We start from the raw sequence: 25,085 nt of genomic DNA, 5'->3' as shown, positions 1-25,085 counted from the left end.
AACCGTCTGTTCCATGTCACGGGCGCGTGACAGAGGCCACACACCCCCCTCATACCCCTGTCCGCCCAGGTCACGCGGCGGGCAGCCGCCAGGTCATGAGGTGGCAGGCCCCGCGCCGCCTCCCCACCACTGTCCGCCGGGCCCGGGAACCTGTCCACCCGGGGCACGCCGAGGCCCCCGTTGCGTACGGATACGCGACGGGGGCCGGGGGGCAACTGCCGTGCTGGACGGCCGTGTTGGCGGGGCGGTCAGGCCCAGGTGATCAGGCGCTTGGGCTGTTCCAGGACCGCCGCCACATCGGCGAGCACCTTGGAGCCGAGTTCGCCGTCGACCAGGCGGTGGTCGAAGGAGAGCGCCAGCGTGGTGACCTGGCGGGGCTTGACCTTGCCCTTGTGGACCCACGGCTGGAGCTTGATCGCACCGACCGCGAGGATCGCGGACTCACCCTGGTTGAGGATCGGGGTGCCGGTGTCCACGCCGAACACGCCGACGTTGGTGATGGTCACCGTGCCGCCCGACATCGCCGCGGGCGACGTCTTGCCCTCGCGCGCCGTCGCCACCAACTCACCCAGGGACTCGGCCAGTTGCGGCAGGGTCTTGGTGTGGGCGTCCTTGATGTTCGGGACGATCAGGCCGCGCGGAGTGGCCGCCGCGATGCCCAGGTTCACATAGTGCTTGAGGACGATCTCCTGGTTCGCCTCGTCCCAGGCCGCGTTGACGTCCGGGTTCCGCTTGATCGCGACAAGGAGTGCCTTGGCGATCAGGAGCAGTGGGTTGACCCTGAGGCCCGCCATGTCCTTGTCGGACTTCAGCTCCTCGACCAGCTTCATCGTGCGGGTCACGTCCACCGTGACGAACTCCGTGACGTGCGGAGCGGTGAACGCCGAACCGATCATGGCCTGCGCGGTCGCCTTGCGGACGCCCTTGACGGGGATCCGGGTCTCGCGGGCGTCCGCCTGAACGGGCACCGCCGGAGCGGGAGTTGTTTCACGTGAAACAGCGGCCGGCGCCGCGACCTGTTCGGCGACCGGAGCCGCCGCCGCGTGCACGTCCTCGCGGGTGACGATGCCGTCGGGGCCGGTGGGCACCACGCTGGCGAGGTCGATGCCGAGGTCCTTGGCGAGCTTGCGGACCGGGGGCTTGGCGAGCGGGCGAGCCGGGGCGGGCGCCTGGCCGTTCAGCTCGGTCTGCACGGCCCGCAGGGCCTCGGCCGGGGCCTGCTCGGGCACCGAAGCGCCCTTGCGGGGGCGGCGCTTGGTCGAGGCCTCGGAGACCCCGTAGCCGACCAGGACCGGCGTGCGGCCCTTGGGCGCTTCCTCGGCGGGCGGGGCGGCGGCCACCGCGGTTGCCTCCGGGGCCTCGGCGGGCGGAGCCTCCTCCACGCTGCCGGGGGCCACGTCGACGGTGATGATGGACATGCCGACGTCCACCGTCACGCCCTCTTCGAAGTGCAGCTTGGAGACCACACCGTCGTAGGGGATGGGGAGTTCGACGGCCGCCTTCGCGGTCTCGACCTCACACACCACTTGGCCGTCGGTCACCGTGTCACCGGGCTTGACGTACCACTTGAGGATCTCCGCCTCGGTGAGTCCCTCGCCGACGTCCGGCATCTTGAACTCGCGGTAGCGGGCAGCGTTCTCAGTCATTGTCGTCACGATTCCTCAGTACGCCAGCGAGCGGTCGACGGCGTCGAGCACCCGGTCCAGGCCCGGAAGGTACTCCTCCTCCAGGCGGGCCGGCGGGTACGGGGCGTGGTAACCGCCGACCCTGAGCACCGGGGCCTCCAGGTGGTAGAAGCAGCGCTCGGTGATCCGGGCGGCGATCTCCGCACCGGCGCCGTAGAAGACCGGCGCCTCGTGGACGACGACCAGGCGGCCGGTCCGTTCGACCGAGGCCTGGACCGCGTCGAAGTCGATCGGGGACATCGAGCGCAGGTCCACGACCTCGATCGACTTGCCCTCCTCCTGAGCGGCGGCGGCCGCCTCCAGGCACACCTTCACCATCGGGCCGTAGGCGACCAGCGTCAGGTCCGAACCCGCGCGCACCGTACGGGCCGCGTGCAGCGGGCCCGGAATGGCCTCCGGGTCGACCTCGCCCTTGTCCCAGTAACGCCGCTTCGGCTCGAAGAAGATCACCGGGTCGTCGGACTGGATGGCCTGCTGCATCATCCAGTACGCGTCCGACGCGTTCGAGGGGCTGACCACCTTCAGGCCCGCCACGTGCGCGAACAGCGCCTCGGGGGACTCGCTGTGGTGCTCGACCGCGCCGATGCCGCCGCCGTACGGGATGCGGACGACGACCGGCAGCTTGATCTTGCCGAGCGCGCGGGCGTGCATCTTCGCGAGCTGGGTGACGATCTGGTCGTAGGCGGGGAAGACGAAACCGTCGAACTGGATCTCCACGACGGGCCGGTAGCCGCGCAGGGCCAGACCGATCGCGGTGCCGACGATGCCGGACTCGGCGAGCGGGGTGTCGATCACCCGGTCCTCGCCGAAGTCCTTGAACAGCCCGTCGGTGACCCGGAAGACACCGCCGAGCTTGCCGACGTCCTCGCCCATGATCAGGACCTTGGGGTCGGTCTCCATCGCCTTGCGCAGCGACTCGTTGATCGCCTTGGCGATCGGCAGCTTCTGTACGGTCATGGCTAGTTGCCCTCCACCGCGGCGACGCCGCCCTCGGACTCGGTCGCGAACGACGCCTGGTAAGCGGCGAACTGGGCGCGCTCCTCGTCGACCAGGGCGTGGCCGTCGGCGTAGATGTTGTCGAAGATCGCCATGGGCTCGGGGTCGGGCATGGCACGGACCGCCTCGCGCACCCGCTTGCCCAGCGTCTCCGACTCGCTCTCCAGTTCCTCGAAGAACGCGGCGTCCGCGTGGCCCGCGTTCTCCAGGTAGGCGCGGAGCCGCAGGATCGGGTCCTTGGCCTCCCAGGCCTCGCGCTCCTCGTCGGCCCGGTACTTCGTCGGGTCGTCGGAGGTGGTGTGCGCGCCCATCCGGTAGGTGAACGCCTCGACCAGGGTGGGCCCCTCGCCGCGCCGGGCCCGCTCAAGGGCCGACTTCGTCACGGCCAGACAGGCCAGCACGTCGTTGCCGTCGACCCGGACACCGGGGAAGCCGAAGCCCTGGGCGCGCTGGTAGAGCGGCACCCGCATCTGCTTCTCGGTGGGCTCGGAGATCGCCCACTGGTTGTTCTGGCAGAAGAACACCACGGGGGCGTTGTAGACGGCGGAGAACGTGAAGGCCTCCGCGACATCGCCCTGGCTGGAGGCGCCGTCGCCGAAGTAGGCGACGACCGCGCTGTCCGCGCCGTCCTTGGCGATGCCCATCGCGTATCCGGTCGCGTGCAGCGTCTGCGAGCCGATGACGATCGTGTACAGGTGGAAGTTGTTGCTGTTCGGATCCCAGCCGCCGTGGTTGACGCCGCGGAACATGCCGAGCAGGTTCGTCGGGTCGACGCCGCGGCACCAGGCGACGCCGTGCTCGCGATAGGTCGGGAAGACGTAGTCGTCGTCCCGCAGCGCGCGGCCGGAGCCGATCTGCGCGGCCTCCTGGCCGAGCAGCGAGGCCCACAGGCCCAGCTCGCCCTGCCGCTGCAACGCGGTGGCCTCCGCGTCGAAGCGCCGGGTCAGCACCATGTCGCGGTAGAGCCCGCGCAGCTCTTCGGCGCTCAGGTCGATGGCGTAATCAGGGTGCTCGACCCGCTCGCCCTCGGGCGTCAGCAGCTGTACGAGCTCGGGGTCGGCGGCCGTCTTCCTTGCGCCGGCGCCGGCGGTGCGCTTGCTGCTGCGTCGCGGTTTACGCGCGGCAGTGCTCTCCACGGTCACGTGCGTGCTCCTCCGTCTGTCCGGCTTCCGGGTTCGCCGGTAAGCCTGGGGGTCCCCCCGGCCCATCAGGGCTTGGGGGAGGCTCGCCTGTCCGTCAAAGTGCGCGGGGTGTGCGCGCCCGGCCGGGAATCAGGCGTGACAGGTGCCCCGGCGAGCGCCCTGTCAAAGGCACGTTACCCAGTGCTGCGCATTACTGCGAAACCCCACTTGACCTGCGATTTTGCTTGGATTTCCAAGTAAATCGAGAAAGGCGGGAACAGCCCCTGGTCACAGCCTTGCAGGCCGCCGGAACAACGGCACGTTATCCCGGTCACGCGGTACTCGGGAAGGGGTCACTTATGGCACTCTCCGGCGTGCTTCGGACGAATGTGTGAGACTGATTCCGTGCGCGAAACAGGCAAAATCACCGTATTCCTGCTCGACGACCACGAGGTGGTGCGCCGAGGCGTCCACGAAATGCTGTCCGTCGAGGACGACATCGAAGTGGTCGGCGAGGCCGGCACCGCGGCGGACGCCCTGGTCAGGATCCCCGCCACCCGCCCGGACGTCGCGGTCCTCGACGTCCGCCTTCCGGACGGCAGCGGAGTCGAGGTCTGCCGTGAGATCCGTTCGCAGAACGAGGACATCAAATGCCTGATGCTCACCTCGTTCGCGGACGACGAGGCCCTTTTCGACGCGATCATGGCCGGTGCCTCGGGATATGTCCTCAAGGCGATCCGCGGCAGCGAGCTGCTGACCGCCGTGCGCGACGTGGCGGCCGGCAAGTCGCTGCTCGACCCGGTGGCCACCGCACGCGTCCTGGAGCGGCTGCGCGACGGCGGCAGGAGCAAGGACGACGACCGTCTGGCCAACCTCACCGACCAGGAGCGCAAGATCCTCGACCTGATCGGCGAGGGCCTCACCAACCGCGTGATCGGCGAGCGGCTGCACCTCGCGGAAAAGACGATCAAGAATTACGTCTCCTCACTGCTCTCCAAACTGGGCATGGAGCGCCGCTCGCAGGCCGCGGCGTACGTGGCCCGGATCCAGGCCGAGAAGAGCCACTGAGCCCCCTTTCCCTGCCCCGCCCGGCCCGCGCACACTTCGGGACCTGCGTCCCGGCCCGCGAGGGGCCGCGGGCTCTTTCCGCGCCCCAGGGCGCCGCTCACAGTGGGGGCATGTCCAGCGAGGAAGCCCGCGCCATCGAACTGCTCAGCCGCGTCCCGTACGGGCCGCGTGGCGACCAGCATGCGAGCCCTGCCCTTCGTCGCCCGGCCCGCCACATCGTGCTCGGCGGCCGGGTGCCGCTGCGGCTGCATGCGCACTCCACGAGGGCCCCGGACCGGCTTTCGGTCCGGGGCCCTCGTGGTGCCCCAACAGCCCATTCGCCTGACTACTCCAAAGAGCGACAACTCAAGCACGTTGTGTGATCTAACATCTGACGAGTGCCGCGCTCATCTGCAACCCCACCCGTCGGCGCCCTGCTGCGCCGCTACGCGTCCCCCGGTGAGCCGCTCTCCTGCGAACGCGTCGCCCAGGGCCTGCTGAACCGCGGCTACCGGCTCGCCACCACCCGCGGCGAATACTTCCTCAAGCACCACCTGGACGGCGACCGCGAGGCCATCGCCCGCCAGCACCGGGCCACCGAACGCCTCCAGGGACTCGGCGTCCCGGTCGCCCCGCCCGTACCTGACGCGGACGGCGACACCGTCGCCGTGATCGGCGGCCACTGCTACGCCCTGCACCCCTGGGTGCACGGCAGCCACCGGGACGGCGCCCAGCTCTCCGCCGGGGAATCCCACCGCCTCGGTGCGCTGCTCGGGCTCGTACACACCTGCCTGGCGCAGGTCATGGAGCCCGACGTACCGCAGGCCGAGCACCGCAGTGCCGATCCCGCGGACAGCTTCGCGCTCATCGACGACCTGGTGGCGCGGGCCCGCCGGCACCGGCCGCGGGACGCCTTCGACGAACTCGCCGAGCACCGGCTCCTGGAGCGGCGGGTGCTGCTCGGCCAGCACGCCCACCGCCGCCCCGCCGCCCCCGCCACCGGCGCCTGGGTGCACGGCGACTTCCATCCGCTGAACCTGCTCTACCGCGGCGAGGGCCGCTGGGCCGAACCCGCGGCCATCGTCGACTGGGACCGGCTGGGCGTGCAGCCACGCGCCGAGGAGGCGGTCCGGGCAGCGGTGATCTTCTTCGTCCGCCCGTCGGGCGAGCTCCCGCTGGCGAAGGTACGGGCCTACGCGCGGGCCTACCGGCGGGCCACCGGGGCCGACGCCGGGGAGCTGGCCACCGCCGTGCACCGGGTGTGGTGGGAACGGCTCAACGACTTCTGGATCCTGCGCTGGCGCTACCAGCTGCACGACCGAAGGGCCGACCCGCAGTTTCCTGCGGCGTCGGCCCTGGCGGTCTGGTGGACCCGCGAGTACGAAGCGGTGTGCGAGGCCTTCGCGGGCTGAGCGCTGGTGCGCGGCCCGCGGGCACCCCCCGGGGCTCGGTATCGGGCCCCGGGATCGTCGGTCAGTGCCCGGGGCTCGGCGATGAGCCACCCGGGCCGGCGGAGGTGCCCTGGGTGGTGCCGGTGGTCGTGCCCTTGGTGGTGCCCTGGTTCGTACCCGAGGACGTGCCCTGGGTGGTCCCGGTGGTCGTGCCCTGCGTGGTGCCGGTGGTCGTACCCGAGGACGTGCCCTGGGTGGTGCCCTGGTCCGTGCCCGAGGACGTGCCCTGGGTGTCCGTGCCCGAGGACGTGCCCGACGTCGTGCCCTGATCGGTGCCCGGCGAGTGCGAGGCGTGCGACTTGCTCGGCGACGGCGACGCGGAGCGCGAGCGGTGCTGGGAGGGCGACTCGTTGCCGCCGCCCGTGCTGCTGCCGTACGACTGGCCCTCGCTGCTGCCCTGGGTGTCCGGCGCCGACGGGGTGTCCGACTGGGAGATGGACGGCGAGACCTTCGGCGAGTTCGAGGGCGTGCCGCCCGTGCCGCCGCCCGAGCCCTTCGTGGCGTTCAGCGCGAAGGCGACCCCCGCGGCGATCGCGATGATCGCGAGCACCACGAAGAGCATCATCTTGCCCCGGCCGCCACCCTGCTTCTGGGCGCCGTGACGGTAGCCGTCGTAGCCGCCGTCGTCCGGGTTCATCGGCGGCAGCATCGGACCGCGGAACTGCGAGGTCTCGCCGTGCCCCGGGTGACCCATGGCGGTGGTCGCTCCGGTGGTGCCCATCGCGGGGGTGTGGGCGCCCTCGTACATCAGCTCGACCGGGCCGGTGTTCCAGGTGCCGGTGTGGCCGCCCTGCGCCTGGAGCATCTGCAGTCCGTACTGGACCAGGCCGCGCATCTCCTCGGCGGACTGGAAACGGTCGTCCGGGTCCTTGGCGAGAGAACGCATGACGAGGCCGTCGAGTTCCGGCGGCGCCACATGAGCCACCTGCGACGGCGGCACCGGCATGTCCTGGACGTGCTGGTAGACCACACTCAGCGGCGTCTCGCCGATGAACGGAGGCCGCAGCGCGAGGAGTTCGTACAGCAGGCAGCCGGTGGCGTACAGGTCGGAGCGGTGGTCGACGGCCTTGCCGAGCGCCTGCTCGGGCGAGAGGTACTGCGGCGTGCCCATGACCATGCCGGTCTGGGTCATCGTCGACTGGGCGCCGTGCAGGGCCCGCGCGATGCCGAAGTCCATCACCTTGACCGCGCCGGTGTCGGTGATGATCACGTTCGCGGGCTTGATGTCACGGTGCACGATGCCGTGCTGGTGCGAGTACGCGAGCGCCTCGAGCACCCCGGACACGATGATCAGCGCCTGCTCCGGCGGCGGCGCGTCCGCGTCGACCAGGAGGTCGCGGATGGTGCGGCCCTCGACCAGCTCCATCACCATGTACGGGACGGTCTGACCGCCCACGAAGTCCTCACCGGAGTCGTACACCGCCACCACCGCGTGGTGGTTGAGCCCGGCGACGGACTGTGCCTCACGCGTGAAGCGGGCCTTGGACACCGGGTCCTCGGCGAGATCGGCGCGGAGCAGTTTCACGGCGACGGTACGGCCCAGGCGCACGTCCTCGGCGGCGAACACCTCCGCCATGCCACCGCGTCCCAGCCGGTGGGTCAGACGGTAGCGGCCGTCGCCGACGAGTCCGCCGACCCACGACTCGTGGTCCTGCGCATCGGCCATCCCGGCGCCGTTTCCGTCGGGTTCGGGTGCCATCAGTCCTCGCCGTCGTATCTGGCCGCGTCCGCGGTCGTTCCTTACGGTCTTCCGTCGTGCTCTTCACCTGGTTGTGCAGTAGTGCACGCTACAGCGTTACCGCGGGGCGTCGGCCCGGGATGGACCGGCCATCCAATCGGTTCCACGTGTACCCATGCAAATCCCGTACGTATTCGATGCCGTTCCTGTAACGCTTGCGAGACTCTTCCAGTGCGTACGGTCACGGAACGGGCACCCGGCTTGACGTGGGTGACCCCTCGGGCAGACTTGGCCTGAAAAAACGAGGATCAGCACGGGCCACCGCGCCAAGGGGGATGCACAGTCATGAGCCAGGACGGCGCACACGGCCGCTATGCGGGCGGTTCCATCGCGGGCGGGCGCTACCAGCTTCGCGACCTCCTCGGCGAAGGCGGAATGGCGTCGGTGTACCTCGCCTACGACTCGGCCCTGGACCGCCAGGTCGCCATCAAGACGCTCCACACCGAGCTCGGCCGGGAACAGTCGTTCCGCGAGCGGTTCCGCCGCGAGGCGCAGGCCGTCGCCAAGCTCCAGCACACCAACATCGTCTCGGTCTTCGACACCGGCGAGGACGAGCTGGGCGGCGCGCTGATGCCGTACATCGTCATGGAGTACGTGGAGGGCGAGCCGCTCGGCTCGACGCTGCACAGGGACATCCAGCAGTACGGCGCGATGCCCGCCGACAAGGCGCTCAAGGTCACCGCCGACGTACTGGCCGCCCTTGAGGTCAGCCACGAGATGGGCCTGGTCCACCGGGACATCAAGCCGGGCAACGTCATGATGACCAAGCGCGGCCAGGTCAAGGTGATGGACTTCGGCATCGCCCGCGCCATGCAGTCCGGCGTCACCTCGATGACCCAGACCGGCATGGTCGTCGGCACCCCCCAGTACCTGTCGCCCGAGCAGGCGCTCGGCCGCGGCGTGGACGCCCGTTCCGACCTGTACTCGGTCGGCATCATGCTCTTCCAGCTGCTGACGGGCCGCATCCCCTTCGACGCCGACTCACCGCTGGCGATCGCGTACGCGCACGTCCAGGAGGAGCCCGTCGCTCCCTCCTCGGTGAACCGGTCGATCACCCCCGCCATGGACGCGCTGGTCGCCCGCGCCCTGAAGAAGAACCCGAACGAGCGCTTCCCCAGTGCCCAGGCCATGCACGACGAGATCCTGCGGATCGCGTCCTCCGGCCAGATGGGCGCGGCCCCGGTCATCACCGGCGGCGCCCCGGCCACCAGCGGCGCGGGCGTCGGCGCGACCGTCTTCCCGCCGCTCGACTCGCAGGCCGCGCCCGGCCTCCAGGGCAGTGTGCAGACGCCGTACCAGCCGGGGCCCTACGGTCCGCCGACGCCCGCGCCGACCGCCCCGCAGCAGCAGCCCTCGTACGGATACCCGCAGGCGGCGCAGCAGCCCGCGCCGATGGCCGCCCAGACCCCGCCCCCATACACGATCTCCCCGGCCCAGCCCTCGTCGCCCGCCTCCGGCGGCTCGAAGCGGAACACCCCGGTGATCGTCGGCGCGGTCGCGGTGGCCCTGCTCGCGGTCGGCGGTCTGGTCACGGCCGTGATGCTGAACAACAACGACTCGGGCGGCTCCGGCGGCGACGCCAAGGCCAGCAGCTCGGCGCCGGCCGCGGGCCACAAGGGCCCGGAGCGCTCACGCACGATGGACACCGAGAAGTGCACCTCGCCGCAGACCTCCACGCTGGATCCGGGCAAGGTGCAAGCGCCCGACTTCACGTACAAGGACGTCCTGTCGGTGAAGTCCTGCCTGCAGGCCGCGGGCTGGAAGGTCAACGTCGAGAAGGTCGACAACGGCCAGTGGGGCGAGGACGTGGTGATCACCCAGTTCCCCGCCGCCGGCGTAGACGTCGACAAGAAGGAAGCGCAGTTCACGATCCAGATCTCCTCGGGCAATGCCCCGGCGCAGTAACCGCGCACCGCTCGTTCACCGAAGGCCCGGCACCCTGGTGCCGGGCCTTCGGTGCGCGGGCGACGACTTCGGGCCGAGGACCTCACGTTCGGCGGACGCCCGCGGGCTCCCGGGATGCCGCACAAGTCGCCCCGTGTGACGCTGATTCGGTCAGCCCAGGCGATCGTGCACGTCCGTACGGGAGGGGGCCCATCCCATGGCTCCAGGGCTCCGGCCGCTCACCGCGGCCGCGACACTGACGGGGGCGCTGCTCCTGACACCGCTGCCTTACGCGTCCGCCGTCAGCACCCCGTCACCCAGCCCGCCCGCCACGGCCACTCCCTCCGACTCCCCCAACTCCTCGCCCAGCACGCGCACTTCCCCGCCCAGCGCGCGGCCTTCCTCGCCGACCGCCTCCGCCGAGCAGCGCCTCGCGGGCAGCCGGGCGGGCGAGGGCCGCACCCGGCCGGGCAGAGTCTCGCCGCCGCACGACTTCCTCCCCTACGCCGCCGACGACGAACTGCAACTGCCCGACGCCGCCAGGCCGGCCCGGCAGGAGGACGCCCCGCAGACGCAGACGCAGCCACAGACGCAGCCACAGACGCAGACCCCCGTACCCAAGCCGCCCGAGCCCCGGAAGTCCGCTCCGCCGCCCGCCCCCAGCACCGCCGCGAAGCGCCCTCCGTCCGCGCACCACCACCCGTCGGCCCAGGCCGTCACCGACGAGTCCGACCTGCGCTACCACGTCCTTTCCCTGGGCGCGGGCCTGGCACTGACCGGCCTGGGTCTCGGGTTCTTGGGGCTGCGGCTTCGCCGGTCGTGACGCGAGGGCCGGTTGAATGCGCGGTGTTTCACGTGAAACACCGCGCATTCAACCGGAATCGTCAAGCAGCAGGAGGTGGATCACTGCTTGCCGGGGGCACAACGTGATGTGAGGCACGTGTGCGAGAGAATGGACGGCATGGAGATGCCGAGGAACGAAAAGTCGCCGGACAGCCCCCACATCCTGGTCGTAGGCCAGGACGGAATGGCCATCGGCGGTGGAGACGACGAGTCCCGCGAGGTCCCGGTGACAGAGATGGTCGAACAGCCGGCGAAGGTCATGCGGATCGGCAGCATGATCAAGCAGCTTCTTGAGGAAGTCCGCGCCGCTCCTTTGGACGAGGCGAGCCGGGTGCGTCTGAAGGACATCCACGCCTCCTCGGTGAAGGAGCTGGAAGACGGTCTGGCGCCCGAGCTGGTCGAGGAACTGGAGCGCCTTTCCCTGCCGTTCACGGACGAGGCGATCCCCTCGGAGGCCGAACTCCGCATTGCTCAGGCCCAGTTGGTGGGCTGGCTCGAAGGTCTCTTCCACGGGATCCAGACGGCCCTGTTCGCCCAGCAGATGGCGGCCCGCGCCCAGCTGGAGCAGATGCGCCGGGCGCTGCCGCCCGGTGCCTCCCACGAGGACGACGAAGACGGCGGCCTGCACGCCGGCGCCCGCTCGGGCCCGTACCTGTAAACCCGACCCTTCGGGCGCACACTCCGTCATTCGGGGCGGCCGGGGCAGGGCCGGTCGGGCCGTACGCAGCATGAACAGGGGGCGCCTTCACGGCGCCCCCTGTGGCGTTCACCCGGCGGTCAGCAGGACCTTCCCGACGTGCGTGGAGGCTTCGAGCACCCGGTGGCCCTCGGCGGCGTCCGCGAGCGGCACGGCCCGGTCCACCACGGGCCGCACCCGGCCGCCGGAGATCAGCGGCCACACGTGCTCGCGCACGGCCGCCACGATCGCGGCCTTCTCCGACGCGGGCCGACCCCGCAGCGAGGTCGCGGTGACGGCGGCCCGCTTGGTGAGCAGCGCGCCCAGGTTGAGTTCGCCCTTGGCTCCGCCCTGGAGACCGATCACCGCGAGCCTGCCGTTGACGGCGAGCGCCTGCACGTTCCGCTCCAGGTACTTCGCGCCCATGATGTCGAGGATGACATCGGCGCCGGCGCCCTCCGTGGCCTTGCGGACCTCGTCCACGAAGTCCTGCTCGCGGTAGTCGATGAGGATGTCCGCGCCCAGCTCGGCGCAGCGCGCCAGCTTCTCGGGACCGCCCGCCGTCACCGCGACCTTGGCGCCGACCGCCTTGCCGAGCTGGATCGCCATCGTGCCGATTCCACTCGCTCCGCCGTGCACCAGGAGCGTCTCTCCGGGGCGCAGCTGGGACACCATGAACACGTTCGACCACACGGTGCAGACGACCTCGGGCAGGGCCGCCGCGTCGGTCAGTTCCACTCCATCGGGCACGGGCAGCAGCTGCCCGGCCGGCACCGCCACCTTCTGCGCGTATCCGCCGCCGCTCAGCAGCGCGCACACCTCGTCGCCGACGCTCCACCCGGACACTCCGGTCCCCAGCGCGATGATCCGCCCGGAACACTCCAGGCCCGGATACGGGGACGCCCCCGGCGGCGGGTTGTAGAAGCCCTGCCGCTGGAGCACATCGGCACGGTTGACCGCGGCGGCCGCCACCTCGACGAGGACCTCGCCCTCGCCCGGTACGGGATCGGGCACCTCGGCCCAGACCAGCGCCTCGGGACCGCCCGGCTCAGGAATCGTGATCGCATACATGCGTGCGACGCTACTCCGGCTGCTCCCGCGAAGACGTGCCACCCGCTCGTACGATCGTGATCAGCCGGTCCGTCAGCTGGAGCGGGCTCGCCCTGGCATCGTCGTACGGCAGCAGCCGGTGACCGCGCAGCACGCTCACCACGAGGTCTTCGGTCTCCCGCACTCCGCGCCCGACCTCGCTCTTCTTCACGGGCCGCTCCACCATGTCGAGCCCGCTGCCCTGCTGGATCAGGTCCTCCATCACGGTGCCCGCGCTCGGACTGAGCACGGACAGGCCGAGCAGTCGGCCGGCCGCGCTGGCGCTGGTGATGACGGCGTCCGCGCCGGACTGGCGCAGCAGCGGCGCGTTCTCCTCCTCGCGCACCGCGGCGACGATCTTGGCGCCCCGGTTGAGCTGGCGCGCCGTCAGCGCGACCAGAACCGCGGTGTCGTCGCGCTGGGTCGCGATGACGATCTGGCGGGCCTTTTGCAACTCGGCCCGCAGCAGCACATCGCTGCGGGTGGCGTCGCCGATGACCCCGACGAAGCCTTCGGCGGTGGCGGTCTCGATCACCTTCGCGCTCGGGTCGACGACCACGACGTGGTCCTTCTTCAGGCCGGTCGCGCACAGGGTCTGGATCGCCGAGCGGCCCTTTGTCCCGAAGCCGACGACGACGGTGTGGTCTCGCAATTGAGCCTTCCAGCGGTTGAGCCGCCACTCCTCGCGGGTCCGCTCGGTGAGGACCTCCAGAGTGGTTCCGACGAGGATGATCAGAAACAGCACGCGCAGGGGTGTGACCAGCAGGATGTTGGTCAGCCGTGCACTGTCGCTGTACGGAACGATGTCGCCGTAGCCCGTCGTGGACAGCGTGACGGTGGCGTAGTAGACGGCATCGAGGAAGTCGACCCTGCCGGTGGCGTTGTCGTGGTAGCCCTCGCGGTCGATCCAGACGATGAAGGTCGTCAGTATCAGCACGGCGAGCGCCATCAGGAGCCGCTTGGCGACTTGGCGCAGTGGTCGGTCGACAACCCGGCGGGGCAGTTGCACCCGCCGGGTGATCAGCTTCTCCGCTGCCTGGCGTGCCATCGCGTCCTGGCCCGGCAGTTTCACGTGAAACTGCCGGGTCGGATACGTGAGTTGGCGTTCCGCGGCGGGTGTTTCACGTGAAACATCCCTCAGCTGTACGGGAGTTGTGGGTCAGGGCCGGGTGTTTCACGTGAAACGCCCTTCGCCGGAGCCCGATGGGGACCATGGCAGGTCGATGATCTCGACCTCCTGTCCTGCCCGTGCCCCGCCGGGCGGCACCACCGCGAGCCCGTCGGCCGCCGCGATCCCGCGCAGCATCGCGGGCCCGTTGTAGTGCAGCGGCAGGACTCCTTCGCCCCGGTGCACCACGGGGACGAGCCGGGTGTCGTGTGGATGTCCCTGCACCTCGTTGCGCAGCGGCGCGGTGTACGCCACCGGGCTTGCCCGGTGGGCGAGTTCACGCAGGAGCGGCTCGGCCAGAGTGAGCAGTCCGGACACTGCGGCGAGTGGATTGCCGGGCAGCCCGACCAGGTGCTTTCCCACTCCGATCTGCGCCAGCAGCATGGGGTGTCCGGGCCGTACGGCGACCCCGTCGACGAGGAGTTCGGCACCGGCTTTGTGCAGCACGGGGTGGACGTGGTCGACGGGTCCGGCGGCCGTGCCGCCGGTCGTGATCACGAGGTCGGCCGAGGAGCCGGTGACGGCGGCGAGTAGCGCGCCCGCGTCGTCCTTCAGGCGCCGGGTCCCGACGACTTCGGCGCCGAGCGCCCGCAACCAGACCCCGAGCATCGGGCCGAGCGCGTCCCTGATCAGCCCGTCGTGGGGGAGCCCCTGGGTGAGCAGCTCGTCACCGAGGACGAGGACCTCGACGCGGGGCCGCGCAACGGTGGCAAGGTCGTCGTAGCCGGCGGCCGCGGCCAGGCCGAGTACGGCCGGGGTGACCAGCGCGGTGGCGGGCAGCAGCACGTCGCCGGAGCGGCACTCCTGGCCGCGCGGGCGGATGTCCTGACCGTGCAGCACCACGCGGTCGGCCTGGAGCTGCGTCCGGGCCTCGTCGGTGCGGGCGTGTTCACTGCGGATCACCGCGGTGGCCCCCGCCGGGATGCGGGCCCCCGTGGCGATGCGTACCGCTTCACCGTCGGCGAGGGGGCCTGGTGCCGCGTGTCCGGCGAGGACCCCGCCCTCCTGCACCGCCCAGGGGCCGGGCCCCGCTACGGCCCAGCCGTCCATGGCGGAGGTGTCGAAGGACGGCAGGTCGGTGAGTGCGGTGAGCGGTTCGGTGAGGATCTCGCCGACGGCCTGTTCCAGCGGCACCCGGTGGGAGCGGGAGGGGGCTGTGCGGCCGGCTCGTGCGGCCACCGCCCGCGCGTCGGCCCAGGCGGCGGCGCGGCGGCGGGGCGCGGGAGGGTCGTCGAACGACGGGGCCTGAGCGCGGTCCCTGCCTGCTTTCGCGGTCCCTGCGCCGCCGCCCGCCGGGGTGCGGGCTTCGCGCAGCAGGGCGAGGGCCTCGTCGGAGCCGTCGTCCGCGGTGGGACTCGGGGCGGTCATCCGGCCTCGTTCTTCGGGCCGTCGGACGCCTCGGCCTCGGCCGCCCACCGGTTGGCGAGCGCGGCTGCCCTGCGGGCCGCGTCCGCCACGTCCTTGCCCGCGCCGCCCGCCTGCGCGGCCGCGTAGCCGACCAGGAAGGTGGTGAGGGGGGCGGCGGGCCGGGCGACGCCGTGGGCGGCGTCCCTGGCCAGGTCGAGCAGCACGCTCGTGTCGACGTCCAGCTCGATGCCGAGTTCGTCCTTGACTGCGGTGATCCATTCGTCCAGCACGCTTCCATGCTCCCTGATCCGGGCCCGTGCGGCCGCGAGGTCCTCCCAGGTGTCGCAGTCGAACGAGGCGAGCGGGCCCGCGTCGATGCGGGCGAGGTCGAGTCCGGCGGTGAGCAGCCGCAAGGGCAGTCCGGCGAGCGAGCCGTGCCGGGTGACGAGCAGTGCGAACTCGCGGCGCAGTGGTTCGGCACGGTAGACGGCGACGAGCGGCTGATCGCGGCCGTCGGGGTCGGTGCAGAGCACGCCGTCGTGGCCGGTACGCCCCAGCGCGTCGAGGAGCGCGTCGACGGCCGGTGCGGCCAGGAAGGGCAGATCGGCCGAGAGCACCAGCACGCTCTCGGCCGTCGTGTGACGCAGCCCGGCGTCAAGGGCGGCCAGCGGTCCGCCGCCGGCCGGATCCTCCCTGGCCCACTCCACGGGCCGCGCGGTGCCCCGGCGGCCGCCCACCACCACGGTGGTGGCGGCCCCGGAGCAGGCGGTGAGTACCCGGTCGAGCAGCGCCCGGCCGCCCACGCTGAGCCCGGGTTTGTCGGCGCCGCCGAGTCTTGTGGCGGTGCCCCCGGCGAGTACTACGGCGTCATACGCGGTCATCCCCCGAGTATGGGCCGCCGGACGATCACCACCACCCGCGAACGTCCCGAGTCCACCGGGGCGTTCGTCACAGGGCGCCCGGCACCGCCACGTCCGTCACCCGGGGCGCCGGCAGCGCGGCCGGGCGATCGTCGTGAGGTCCGCGGCAGCGCCGCAGGGGTCGGTCACAAGGTCCGCAGCAGTACCGCCGGGTGTTCCACGCAGTCCGCGACGTAGCGCAGGAAGCCGCCCGCGGTGCCGCCGTCGCACACCCGGTGGTCGAAGGTGAGGGAGAGCTGGACCACCTGACGCACCGCGAGCTCACCCTCGTACACCCACGGCTTGGGGATGATGCGGCCGACGCCCAGCATCGCCGCCTCGGGGTGGTTGATGATCGGCGTGGAGCCGTCGACGCCGAACACCCCGTAGTTGTTGAGGGTGAAGGTGCCGCCGGTCAGGTCGGCGGGGGTCAGGGACGCGGTGCGGGCCGCCTCGGTGAGCCGGGCGAGTTCGGCGCCGAGCGAGTCGACACTGCGGGTGTGCGCGTCGCGGACGACCGGGACGACCAGGCCGCGCTCGGTCTGGGCCGCGAAGCCCAGGTGGACCTCGGGCAGCCGCACGATCTCGCGGGCGGCCACATCCACCGTCGAGTTGAGCTCGGGGAAGCGGGCGAGGGCCGCGGTGCAGATCCGGGCGAGCAGCGCGAGGACGGACACCTTGGGGCCGCCCGCGGCGTTCATGGCTGCGCGTGCTGCCATCAGCTCCGTGGCGTCGGCGTCCACCCAGCAGGTGGCGTCGGGGATTTCGGTGCGGCTGCGGCTGAGCTTGTCGGCGACCGCGCCGCGGATGCCGCGCAACGCGATGCGCTCACCGCCGGACGCGGGGGCGGCGGCGGGAGCGGGCGCCACGGAGGCGGGTGCGGCTGCCTCGGCCGGTGCCTTCACGGCCGATTCCACATCGGCGCGCAGAATCAGCCCCTCGGGCCCGCTGCCCCGCAACTCCCGCAGATCCAGGCCGTGTTCACGGGCCAGTCGGCGCACGAGTGGCGAGATGACCGGCACGGGCCCCTTCGCGGGTGCGGGCGCGGCGGCGGACCTCGTCGGCGTCGTGGGCCTTATCCGGGACCTGCGGCGGGTGGTGGCCGCGGCCGTCCCGTATCCGACCAGGACGTTGCCCGAGCCCTCCGCGGCACCGGCGGCCTCGGCCTCCGCCACGGCCGCCGCGGTACCGACCGCGACCGTCAACAGCGGGGATCCGACGGGCAGTTCCGTGCCCTCCTCCCCGAAGCGCGCGGTCACCACGCCCCCGTAGGGGCAGGGCACCTCGACCATCGCCTTGGCCGTCTCCACCTCGACCACCGGCTGATCGACGGCGACCACATCGCCCACCGCGACGAGCCAGCGCACGATCTCCGCCTCGGTGAGCCCCTCGCCGAGGTCGGGCAGCTTGAACTCCAGGACCTTCGGCATCAGTGCTCCGCCTCCCACTGCAACCGCGCCACCGCGTCAAGGACCCGGTCCACGCCCGGCAGATGGTGCTTCTCCAGCATCGGCGGCGGGTACGGGATGTCGAATCCGGCGACCCGCAGCACGGGTGCCTCCAGGTGGTGGAAACAGCGTTCGGTGACGCGCGCCGCGATCTCGCCGCCGGGGCCGCCGAAACCGGCCGACTCGTGGACGACCACGGCCCGCCCGGTGCGGCGCACCGATGCGCACACCGTCTCGTCGTCGAAGGGCACCAGTGAGCGCAGGTCCACGACTTCGAGGTCCCAGCCCTCCTCGCGGGCCGCCTCGGCCGCCTCCATGCACACCGGCACGGACGGCCCGTAGGTGATCAGCGTGGCGCTGTGTCCGGTGCGCCGCACGACCGCCCTGCCGATGGGTTCCACCGTCACCGGAGCCTCGGGCGACCAGTCGGACTTCGACCAGTACAGCCGCTTCGGCTCCAGGAAGACGACCGGGTCGTCCGAGGCGATCGCCTCCCTGAGCAGCCCGTACGCGTCCTCGACGGTGGCGGGCGTGACGACCTTCAGTCCGGGCGTGGCCATGTAGTAGGCCTCGCTGGAGTCGCTGTGGTGCTCTACGCCGCCGATCCCGCCGCCGTACGGCACCCGCACCACGATCGGCATCGGCATCGCCCCGCCGGTGCGGTTGCGCATCTTGGCGACATGGCTGATGAGCTGCTCGAACGCCGGATAGGCGAAGGCGTCGAACTGCATCTCGACCACCGGCCGCAGCCCGTACATCGCCATGCCGACGGCCGTGCCCAGGATGCCCGCCTCGGCGAGCGGGGTGTCGGTGCAGCGGTCCTCGCCGAACTCCTTGGCGAGCCCGTCGGTGACCCGGAAGACACCGCCGAGCGCGCCGACGTCTTCTCCCAGGACATGGACGGAGGGGTCCTCGGCCATGGCGTCGCGCATCGCGCGCTGCAAGGCCTGCGCCATGGTGGCCGGCTTCTTGGCCGTGGCGGTGGTCATCAGCGGGCCTCGGCTTCCAGCTCGGCACGCAACTGGGCTGCCTGCTCGCGCAGTTGGCCGCTCTGCTCGGCATAAACCTCGGCGAAGAGATCCATGGGGTCGAGGACGGGATCGGCGTTCATGCGCTCGCGCAGCGCCGCGGCCATGGTCTCGGCGGCCTCGGCGGCGGTCCGTATGCCGTGCTCGTCGAGGATGCCGCGGGCGGTCAGCTCGTCCTCCAGGATCCGGATCGGGTCGTGCTCGCGCCAGGCGTCGACCTCGGCGGAGCCCCGGTAGCGGGTCGCGTCGTCGGCGTTGGTGTGCGCCTCCATGCGGTACGTGACGGCCTCGATCAGGGTCGGTCCGCCACCTCGCCGGGCTCGGGCGACCGCCTCGGAGAGCACCTGGTGCACGGCGGGCGCGTCGTTGCCGTCGACCAGGCGACCGGGCATCCCGTACCCCACGGCCTTGTGGGCGAGGGAGGGCGCGGCGGTCTGCTTGGCGAGCGGCACGGAGATCGCGAAGCCGTTGTTCTGGACCAGGAAGACCACCGGGGCCTGCCAGACGGCCGCGAAGTTCAGCGCTTCGTGGAAGTCGCCCTCGCTGGTGCCGCCGTCGCCGACCAGCGCCAGCGCCACCACGTCGTCGCCCTTGAGGCGGGCCGCGTGCGCCAGGCCCACCGCGTGCGGCAGCTGGGTTGCCAGCGGCGTGCACAGCGGTGCGATGCGGTGCTCGCGCGGGTCGTAGCCGGTGTGCCAGTCGCCGCGCAGGAGCGTCAGCGCCTGGACGGGGTCGAGGCCGCGGGCGACGGCGGCCAGGGTGTCGCGGTAGCTGGGAAACAGCCAGTCGCGCTCCTCCAGGGCGAGCGCGGCGGCGACCTCGCAGGCCTCCTGCCCGGTCGAGGAGGGGTACACGGCGAGGCGGCCCTGCTTGGTGAGAGCGGTCGCCTGGGCGTTGTAGCGGCGGCCGCGCACCAGCTCCCCGTACAGCTTCAGCATCAGCGCGGCGTCGAGCTCGGCGCCCGTGCCAAGGACGCGGAAGGGCTCCGGGTCCGGCAGGAGCGGCGCGGGGTCGGTGCGGGGCCTCCAGGCGGGTGGAGGGGTCGGCCGGTATGCGGCGGCACCGGGGAGCTCTTGGACCGTCATGCCAATGCACCTCCTTGTAGGAGCGGACATCCGAACGCGAGGCGTGAATGTGACGCCCCTCACCTACCGATTGTTCGGTCGTGGACGCATTTTGGCTACAGGCACCTTCAGCCTGTGGACAAACGGTTCTCCACAGCCTGGGATGGGAACAGGTCGTCCACAACAGGAAGGCGGGGGGACATGGCAGCTGAACAAATGGCCAACGGTGGCACCCGGCCCGCACCACCGCGCCCGCTGGACGAGATCGACCACGCGATCCTGCGCATCCTCCAGACGGACGGCAGGGCGTCGATCCGCGCCGTGGCCGAGCGGGTGCACGTCTCGCGCGCCAACGCGTACGCGCGCATCAACCGGCTCGTCGAGGACAACGTCATCCGCGGTTTCACCGCCCGCGTGGACCACGAGCGGGCGGGCCAGGGAGCGGCCGCGTACATCACGCTCAAGATCGTGCAGAACTCGTGGCGCACCGTGCGCGAGCAGCTCCAGGAGTTGCCCGGGGCGGCCCACATCGCCCTGGTGAGCGGCGACTTCGACGTTCTGCTCCTGGTGCACACCCCGGACAACAGGGCACTGCGCGAGCTCGTCCTGACCCGGATCCAGTCCATCCCCGAGGTCCTGTCGACGCGCACCCTGCTGGTGTTCGAGGAGACCGATCTGGACCCGGTGTGAGGGCCGGGCCGTCAGGTCGAGTGCAGTACTTCCCGAGGAAGTCAGGTGCAGTACTTCTTGAGGAAGGCGAGCACGGTGTCCCAGTTGTCGGAGGCGCCGAGCAGGGCCACTCCGTGCGCGGCCGTTCCCCTGGCGGACACGAGCCGGTCCTCGGGGGCCCCGGCACTGGCCGCGCTCAGCTCCCTTGCGGCCGCGGTGAACGTGCCGTCCTGGTCACCGGCCATGTAGAGCACCGGCACCTTGAGCGTCTTCGCGGCGGCGAGCGCGTCCATCGAGCCGTACTTCTCGGCGGCTGACAGCGCGACCACGGCGTCCGGTTTCAGGGGCATGCCGGCGGCCGCCTGGAGGGCGGCGGTGCCGCCCTTGGACGCGCCCATGAGGAGCAGCTTCCAGGCGCCCTCGGTGCGCAGCGCGGTGGCCGCGCCCTCGATCTCGGCGGTCTCGTCGCCGGTCGTGCTGTTGACCGCGAGCACCCGGAAGCCCGCCTTGCCGAGCTCAACGGCCTTGTCCTTCCACTGACAGACATTTCCATCCGCCTGATGGGCGAGAACGATCCCGGTATTGCCACTACCGGTCAGAAAGCCGCCAGTGGGCGCGCCTGCCGCACTCGTGAAGACGATCGAGCCCGCCCTGGCCTGCTCGGGCGTCAGACAACCGAAGTCGTCCCCCTTGGCGGGCGGCGCCGGAGCGGGGGCCCCCGCTTCGGCCTTCTTGACGGCCGCCGAGGCATCCGGCGACTTTGCCGCCGCATCGTTTTTTCCGCCCGCACCACTGCACCCGGCCAGCGTCAGACCCGCAAGCAGTACCGCGGCGCAGACGGACACAACGGGCGCAGGAGTTCGCGAAGCAGCCATGACCGTGGATGTTGATCCGCTTCGGTGCCCCAGTCAACGGCGCCGGTGCTCACTGGCCGGTACGCAACCCCTCGAACGCCATCCGGACCACCGTGTCGGCCACCTGGTCGCCGTCCGCCTCCCCCTCACGTTGCGGCCGGTACCACTCCACCAGCGAGTTGACCATGCCGAACAGCAGCCGGGTCGCCAGCCGAATGTCCAGGTCGGACCGGAGATCCCCGTCGGCGACGGCAGCCTTGAGCAGATCCGCGACCCGCTGGTCGAACTCCCTGCGCCGCTCCATCGCCCAGCGCTCCGTCTTGGTGTTGCCGCGGACGCGCAGCAGCAGCGTGACGTAGGGAAGTTCCGCCATGAGGACTTCGACCGTACGGCGAGTGACGTACTCGACCCGCTCGATCGGTCGCCCGCGGAGCGCGCCCGGCTCGTCCAGAACGCCGAAGAGACCGTCGGTGGCGCGGCTCACGGCCCGCCGCAGCAGTTCCTCCTTGCCGGCGACGTGGTGGTAGATCGACGACTTGGAGATCCCGGCCGCCTTGGACAGGTGCTCCATCGACGTGCCGTCGTAGCCGCGCTCGTTGAAGACCCTGACGGCGACCGTGAGCAGCGTCTCGGGCGTGTAGGTGTCCCGCTTGGCGGTCGTCATGAGCCCGTCTCCCCTTCGGTGGCGTACGCCTGCCGGTACAGCGCGAGCGAGGGCGCGTAGCGGCCGGTGGGGCAGCGCTCATGCAGTGCGGAGAGCAGGTCGTACGCCCAGTCCGGGCCGAGCCGCCGGTTCCATTCGACGGGCCCCAGCGGGTAGTTGACGCCGAGCCGCATCGCGGTGTCGATGTCCTCGGCAGAGGCGACGCCCTTGGCGACGGCGTCGGCGGCGAAGTCGGCCAGCATCGCGACGGTGCGGGCGACGATCATTCCCGGCACGTCACCGATGACGCTGACCTCCTTGCCGAGCTTCTGGAACAGCCCGACGGCCTCGGCCAGGGCGCGCTCGGAGGTGTCCTCGCTCGCCGACAGCGCGATGCGGGTGGCGCCCCGGTAGTCGAGGGCGAGATCGAAGTAGACGACGTCCGCGAACTCGACGGACGTCTTGCCGTCGGCCGGGACGAGCTGTCCATCCCCCGGAAGCTCGATGTAGGGACCGCCGTCGTTGACGGTCTTCACGTCGATGCCGGCCTCGGTCATCATCGCGACCAGTTCGCGGGCCGGGCCCAGGTCTCCGACGACGGTGACGGCCGCCGGCGCCTCGGCGGGCGGCGCGGTGTGCGGCTCACCGCGCCCGTCACCCTGCGCCAACGCGCCGGACGCTTCGTAGGCGTACCAGCCGCGTCCGCTCTTGCGCCCGTGCAGCCCGGACTCGACCAGGCGGCGCTGGGCGAGCGACGGCGTGAACTTGGGGCTGTGGAAGAAGGATTCCCACACCGAGCGCGTCACCGCTTCGTTGACGTCCTGCCCGATCAGGTCGGTCAGCTCGAACGGGCCCATCCGGAAGCCGCCGCATTCGCGCAGCACCGCGTCGATGGTGGCCGCGTCCGCCCCGCGCTCCTCGTACACCGCGAAGGCCTCGGCGTAGAAGGGGCGGGCGATGCGGTTGACGATGAATCCCGGAGTGTCCGTACAGCGCACCGGCGTCTTGCCCCAGGCCTTCGCCGTCTCGTACGCCCTGGTCGCGGCCGCCTCCTCGGTGGCGAAGCCACTGACGACCTCGACCAGCGGAAGCAGCGGCGCCGGGTTGAAGAAGTGCAGGCCGACGAAGCGGCCGGGGTGCCTGAGCGCGCCCGCGATCGCGGTGACGGAGAGCGAGGAGGTGTTGGTGGCGAGCAGGCAGTCCTCGCCGACCACGCCCTCCAGGGCGGTGAACAGCTCCTGCTTGACGGGGAGTTGTTCCAGGACCGCCTCGATGACGAGCGCCGCGTCGGCGAGCTCGGCGAGATCCTCGGCGGGGTGCAGCCGGGCCAGCGCCGCCTCGCGGTCCGCGACGGCCAGGCGGCCCTTGTCGACCAGCCGCCCAAGGCGCCCGGCGATGGCGTCGGCGGCCTCGCGCGCGCGGCCCGGCGCGGCGTCGTGGAGCCGTACGCGGTGCCCGGCGATCAGGGCCACCTGGGCGATGCCCTGGCCCATGGTCCCGGTGCCGACGACGGCGACGGTACGGCTCGGCGCGATGGCTGAGGTGGCGGTTTCGGTCATGGACGCGATCCTCCCCTACGACTGGCCGACGGGCCCGGCGGGCCCCCTCCCAAGGGCTGCCCACCGGACCCGCGGCGACTGTGGCCGGTAGTTGTCCACAGGTTTTCCCTGGCCCTCTTGTCCCGACCGATCGTTCGGTTACTCTAACGGTGTCCGGCTCTCCCTGCCCAGCTCGATGACTCGACGAGGAGTTGCTCGCATGCAGCTGACCGAGAAGCACAGGCCCACTCTGGACGGGGCCCTCGAAGCGATCCGCACGCGTGCGTACTGGTCGCCGCACCCGGAGCACCCCAAGGCCTACGGGGAGACGGGCGCCGAGGACGGCAAAGCGGCCTTCGACGCGCTCCTGAACCGGCGCTTCGACCTCGACCAGCCGGGCACCGACGACTGGACGGGCGCCGAAGTCTCTCCGTACGGCATCGAGTTGGGCGTCCAGTACCCGCACCCCGACTTCGACGTGCTGCTGCCCGCGATGCGGGCCGGCATGGGCGCCTGGCGGGCCGCGGGTCCCGAGACGCGGGCCCTGGTCTGCATCGAGATCCTGGCCCGGATCGGCGCGCGGACCCACGAGTTCGCGCACGCGGTCATGCACACCAGCGGCCAGGCGTTCATGATGGCGTTCCAGGCGGGCGGGCCGCACGCCCAGGACCGCGGCCTGGAAGCCGTCGCCTACGCCTACCAGGAGCAGACGCGCACCCCTGAGGGCAGCGCCGCCTGGTCCAAGCCGCAGGGCAAGCGCGAGCCTTTGGAGCTCGCCAAGACGTTCACTCCGGCCGGCCGCGGCATCGCCCTGCTGATCGGCTGCAACACCTTCCCGACGTGGAACGGCTACCCGGGCCTGTTCGCCTCGCTGGCCACCGGGAACCCGGTCCTGGTCAAGCCGCACCCGCGCGCGGTCCTGCCGCTCGCGATGACCGTGAAGGTGGCGCGCGAGGTCCTGGCCGAGGCGGGCTTCGACCCCAACCTGGTCGCGCTGGCCGCCGACCGGCCCGGCGAAGGCATCGCCAAGGCCCTCGCCGTGCGCCCCGAAATCAAGATCATCGACTACACGGGCTCCTCCGCGTTCGGCGACTGGCTTGAGGCCAACGCCCGCCAGGCGCAGGTCTACACGGAGAAGGCCGGCGTCAACACGGTGGTCATCGACTCCACCGACAACTACAAGGGCATGCTCGCCAACCTGTCCTTCTCGCTGTCCCTGTACAGCGGCCAGATGTGCACCACCCCGCAGAACCTGCTGATCCCCCGCGACGGCATCACCACCGACGCGGGCAAGAAGTCGTACGACGAGGTGGTCGGCGACCTCGCGGGCGCGGTCGGCGGCCTCCTCGGCGACGACGCCCGCGCCAACGCGCTCCTGGGCGCCCTGGTCAACCCGGACGTGAAGACACGTCTGGAAGCGGCGGCCGGCCTCGGCGAAGTGGCCCTGCCCTCAAGGGAAGTGACCAACCCCGAGTTCCCGGACGCGGTGGTCCGCACCCCGGTGATCGTCAAGCTGGACGGCGCGAAGCCGGACGCCGAGGCGGTCTACCTGTCGGAGTGCTTCGGCCCGGTCTCCTTCACGGTCGCCGTCGACTCCACCGCGGACGCGGTCGAGCTGCTGCGCCGCACCATCCGCGACAAGGGCGCCATGACGGTGGGCGCGTACACCACCTCCCCGGAGGTGGAGCGTGCCGTGGAGGACGTCTGCCTGGACGAGTCGGCCCAGCTGTCGCTGAACCTGACGGGCGGGGTGTACGTCAACCAGACGGCCGCCTTCTCCGACTTCCACGGCTCGGGCGGCAACCCGGCGGCCAACGCGGCCCTGTGCGACAGCGCGTTCGTGGCCAACAGGTTCCGCGTGGTGGAGGTCCGCAGGCAGGCCTGACGCTTGGGGGGA

The 25,085-nt window shown here is 71.4% G+C and carries 21 protein-coding genes; 7 read left to right on the top strand and 14 right to left on the bottom strand.

Annotated features, from left to right (window positions below; translation table 11 throughout):
- Window positions 1-248: 248 nt before the first annotated feature.
- From OG522_RS19215 to pdhA (OG522_RS19205), 3 genes are read right to left on the bottom strand one after another with little or no spacing between them, the layout of a single operon-like run.
- Window positions 249-1,655, bottom strand: a complete 1,407-nt coding sequence (locus OG522_RS19215; RefSeq protein WP_329464209.1) for a dihydrolipoamide acetyltransferase family protein — start codon at window positions 1,653-1,655, stop codon at window positions 249-251.
- A 6-nt stretch (window positions 1,656-1,661) separates the two neighbouring features.
- Window positions 1,662-2,642 carry an alpha-ketoacid dehydrogenase subunit beta gene (locus OG522_RS19210; RefSeq protein ID WP_329464208.1) on the bottom strand — a complete coding sequence of 327 codons (981 nt, stop codon included), beginning with the start codon at window positions 2,640-2,642 and terminating at the stop codon, window positions 1,662-1,664.
- Between the two features lie 2 nt (window positions 2,643-2,644).
- Entirely contained in the window at window positions 2,645-3,823 is a 1,179-nt protein-coding gene (gene pdhA, locus OG522_RS19205; protein ID WP_329464207.1) for a pyruvate dehydrogenase (acetyl-transferring) E1 component subunit alpha, read from the bottom strand.
- A 384-nt stretch (window positions 3,824-4,207) separates the two neighbouring features.
- On the opposite strand from pdhA (OG522_RS19205), the gene OG522_RS19200 reads away from it, so the two are divergent.
- Together OG522_RS19200 and OG522_RS19195 are read left to right on the top strand one after the other, a co-directional pair.
- Window positions 4,208-4,870: a response regulator transcription factor gene (locus OG522_RS19200; RefSeq protein ID WP_329464206.1), complete on the top strand. Its 663-nt coding sequence runs from the start codon at window positions 4,208-4,210 to the stop codon at window positions 4,868-4,870.
- Between the two features lie 377 nt (window positions 4,871-5,247).
- Entirely contained in the window at window positions 5,248-6,261 is a 1,014-nt protein-coding gene (locus tag OG522_RS19195) for a phosphotransferase (protein WP_329464205.1), read from the top strand.
- Window positions 6,262-6,322: 61 nt separating this feature from the next.
- Here OG522_RS19195 and OG522_RS19190 read toward each other — a convergent pair whose 3' ends face one another.
- Window positions 6,323-7,999: a protein kinase domain-containing protein gene (locus OG522_RS19190; protein ID WP_329464203.1), complete on the bottom strand. Its 1,677-nt coding sequence runs from the start codon at window positions 7,997-7,999 to the stop codon at window positions 6,323-6,325.
- Window positions 8,000-8,323: 324 nt separating this feature from the next.
- Between OG522_RS19190 and OG522_RS19185 the strand changes: the two genes are divergently transcribed.
- The 3 genes from OG522_RS19185 to OG522_RS19175 all read left to right on the top strand — a co-directional run bounded on the left by OG522_RS19185 (window position 8,324) and on the right by OG522_RS19175 (window position 11,423).
- Window positions 8,324-9,943: a protein kinase domain-containing protein gene (locus OG522_RS19185; RefSeq protein ID WP_329464202.1), complete on the top strand. Its 1,620-nt coding sequence runs from the start codon at window positions 8,324-8,326 to the stop codon at window positions 9,941-9,943.
- A gap of 196 nt (window positions 9,944-10,139) precedes the next feature.
- The gene (locus OG522_RS19180; protein WP_329464201.1) at window positions 10,140-10,745 is read left to right on the top strand and encodes a hypothetical protein; all 606 of its coding nucleotides are present in this window, start codon (window positions 10,140-10,142) and stop codon (window positions 10,743-10,745) included.
- Window positions 10,746-10,883: 138 nt separating this feature from the next.
- Entirely contained in the window at window positions 10,884-11,423 is a 540-nt protein-coding gene (locus OG522_RS19175; protein ID WP_329464200.1) for a bacterial proteasome activator family protein, read from the top strand.
- Window positions 11,424-11,531: 108 nt separating this feature from the next.
- Here OG522_RS19175 and OG522_RS19170 read toward each other — a convergent pair whose 3' ends face one another.
- The 7 genes from OG522_RS19170 to pdhA (OG522_RS19140) form a co-directional block, all read right to left on the bottom strand.
- Window positions 11,532-12,512, bottom strand: a complete 981-nt coding sequence (locus tag OG522_RS19170; RefSeq protein WP_329464199.1) for an NAD(P)H-quinone oxidoreductase — start codon at window positions 12,510-12,512, stop codon at window positions 11,532-11,534.
- 10 nt (window positions 12,513-12,522) lie between these two features.
- The gene (locus OG522_RS19165) at window positions 12,523-13,578 is read right to left on the bottom strand and encodes a potassium channel family protein (RefSeq protein ID WP_329464198.1); all 1,056 of its coding nucleotides are present in this window, start codon (window positions 13,576-13,578) and stop codon (window positions 12,523-12,525) included.
- Between the two features lie 126 nt (window positions 13,579-13,704).
- Window positions 13,705-15,066 (bottom strand): molybdopterin molybdotransferase MoeA, encoded by a 1,362-nt coding sequence (locus tag OG522_RS19160; protein ID WP_329464197.1) that lies wholly within the window; start codon window positions 15,064-15,066, stop codon window positions 13,705-13,707.
- Window positions 15,063-15,926 (bottom strand): NTP transferase domain-containing protein, encoded by an 864-nt coding sequence (locus OG522_RS19155; protein ID WP_329464196.1) that lies wholly within the window; start codon window positions 15,924-15,926, stop codon window positions 15,063-15,065. The genes OG522_RS19160 and OG522_RS19155 overlap by 4 nt, the downstream gene beginning before the upstream one ends.
- 164 nt (window positions 15,927-16,090) lie before the next feature.
- Window positions 16,091-17,374, bottom strand: coding sequence for a dihydrolipoamide acetyltransferase family protein (locus OG522_RS19150; RefSeq protein ID WP_329464195.1), 1,284 nt, complete (start codon window positions 17,372-17,374; stop codon window positions 16,091-16,093).
- A complete protein-coding gene (locus OG522_RS19145; protein WP_329464194.1) occupies window positions 17,374-18,381 on the bottom strand; it encodes an alpha-ketoacid dehydrogenase subunit beta in 1,008 nt (335 codons plus the stop codon). The genes OG522_RS19150 and OG522_RS19145 overlap by 1 nt, the downstream gene beginning before the upstream one ends.
- Window positions 18,381-19,505, bottom strand: a complete 1,125-nt coding sequence (gene pdhA, locus OG522_RS19140; protein WP_329464193.1) for a pyruvate dehydrogenase (acetyl-transferring) E1 component subunit alpha — start codon at window positions 19,503-19,505, stop codon at window positions 18,381-18,383. Before pdhA (OG522_RS19140) ends, OG522_RS19145 begins: the two co-directional genes overlap by 1 nt.
- A 180-nt stretch (window positions 19,506-19,685) precedes the next feature.
- Between pdhA (OG522_RS19140) and OG522_RS19135 the strand changes: the two genes are divergently transcribed.
- On the top strand, window positions 19,686-20,174 hold the full coding sequence (locus OG522_RS19135; RefSeq protein WP_329464192.1) for an Lrp/AsnC family transcriptional regulator: 489 nt from the start codon (window positions 19,686-19,688) through the stop codon (window positions 20,172-20,174).
- Between the two features lie 41 nt (window positions 20,175-20,215).
- On the opposite strand, the gene OG522_RS19130 is transcribed toward OG522_RS19135, so the two are convergent.
- Genes OG522_RS19130 through OG522_RS19120 form a run of 3 tightly spaced genes read right to left on the bottom strand, consistent with a single transcriptional unit; the run spans window position 20,216 to window position 23,209 of the window.
- On the bottom strand, window positions 20,216-21,028 hold the full coding sequence (locus OG522_RS19130; RefSeq protein WP_329464191.1) for an alpha/beta hydrolase family protein: 813 nt from the start codon (window positions 21,026-21,028) through the stop codon (window positions 20,216-20,218).
- Window positions 21,029-21,077: 49 nt separating this feature from the next.
- The gene (locus OG522_RS19125; protein ID WP_329464190.1) at window positions 21,078-21,671 is read right to left on the bottom strand and encodes a TetR/AcrR family transcriptional regulator; all 594 of its coding nucleotides are present in this window, start codon (window positions 21,669-21,671) and stop codon (window positions 21,078-21,080) included.
- Window positions 21,668-23,209 (bottom strand): 3-hydroxyacyl-CoA dehydrogenase, encoded by a 1,542-nt coding sequence (locus OG522_RS19120; protein ID WP_329464189.1) that lies wholly within the window; start codon window positions 23,207-23,209, stop codon window positions 21,668-21,670. The genes OG522_RS19125 and OG522_RS19120 overlap by 4 nt, the downstream gene beginning before the upstream one ends.
- A 199-nt stretch (window positions 23,210-23,408) precedes the next feature.
- On the opposite strand from OG522_RS19120, the gene paaN reads away from it, so the two are divergent.
- Complete coding sequence (paaN, locus tag OG522_RS19115; RefSeq protein WP_329464188.1) at window positions 23,409-25,073, top strand: phenylacetic acid degradation protein PaaN; 1,665 nt, start codon at window positions 23,409-23,411, stop codon at window positions 25,071-25,073.
- The last annotated feature ends 12 nt before the right edge of the window (window positions 25,074-25,085 follow it).

The organism is Streptomyces sp. NBC_01431, from assembly GCF_036231355.1.
Lineage (GTDB): Bacteria > Actinomycetota > Actinomycetes > Streptomycetales > Streptomycetaceae > Streptomyces.
Note: the sequence above shows the minus strand (reverse complement) of the source record. Positions and strands in the feature narration are given on the sequence as shown.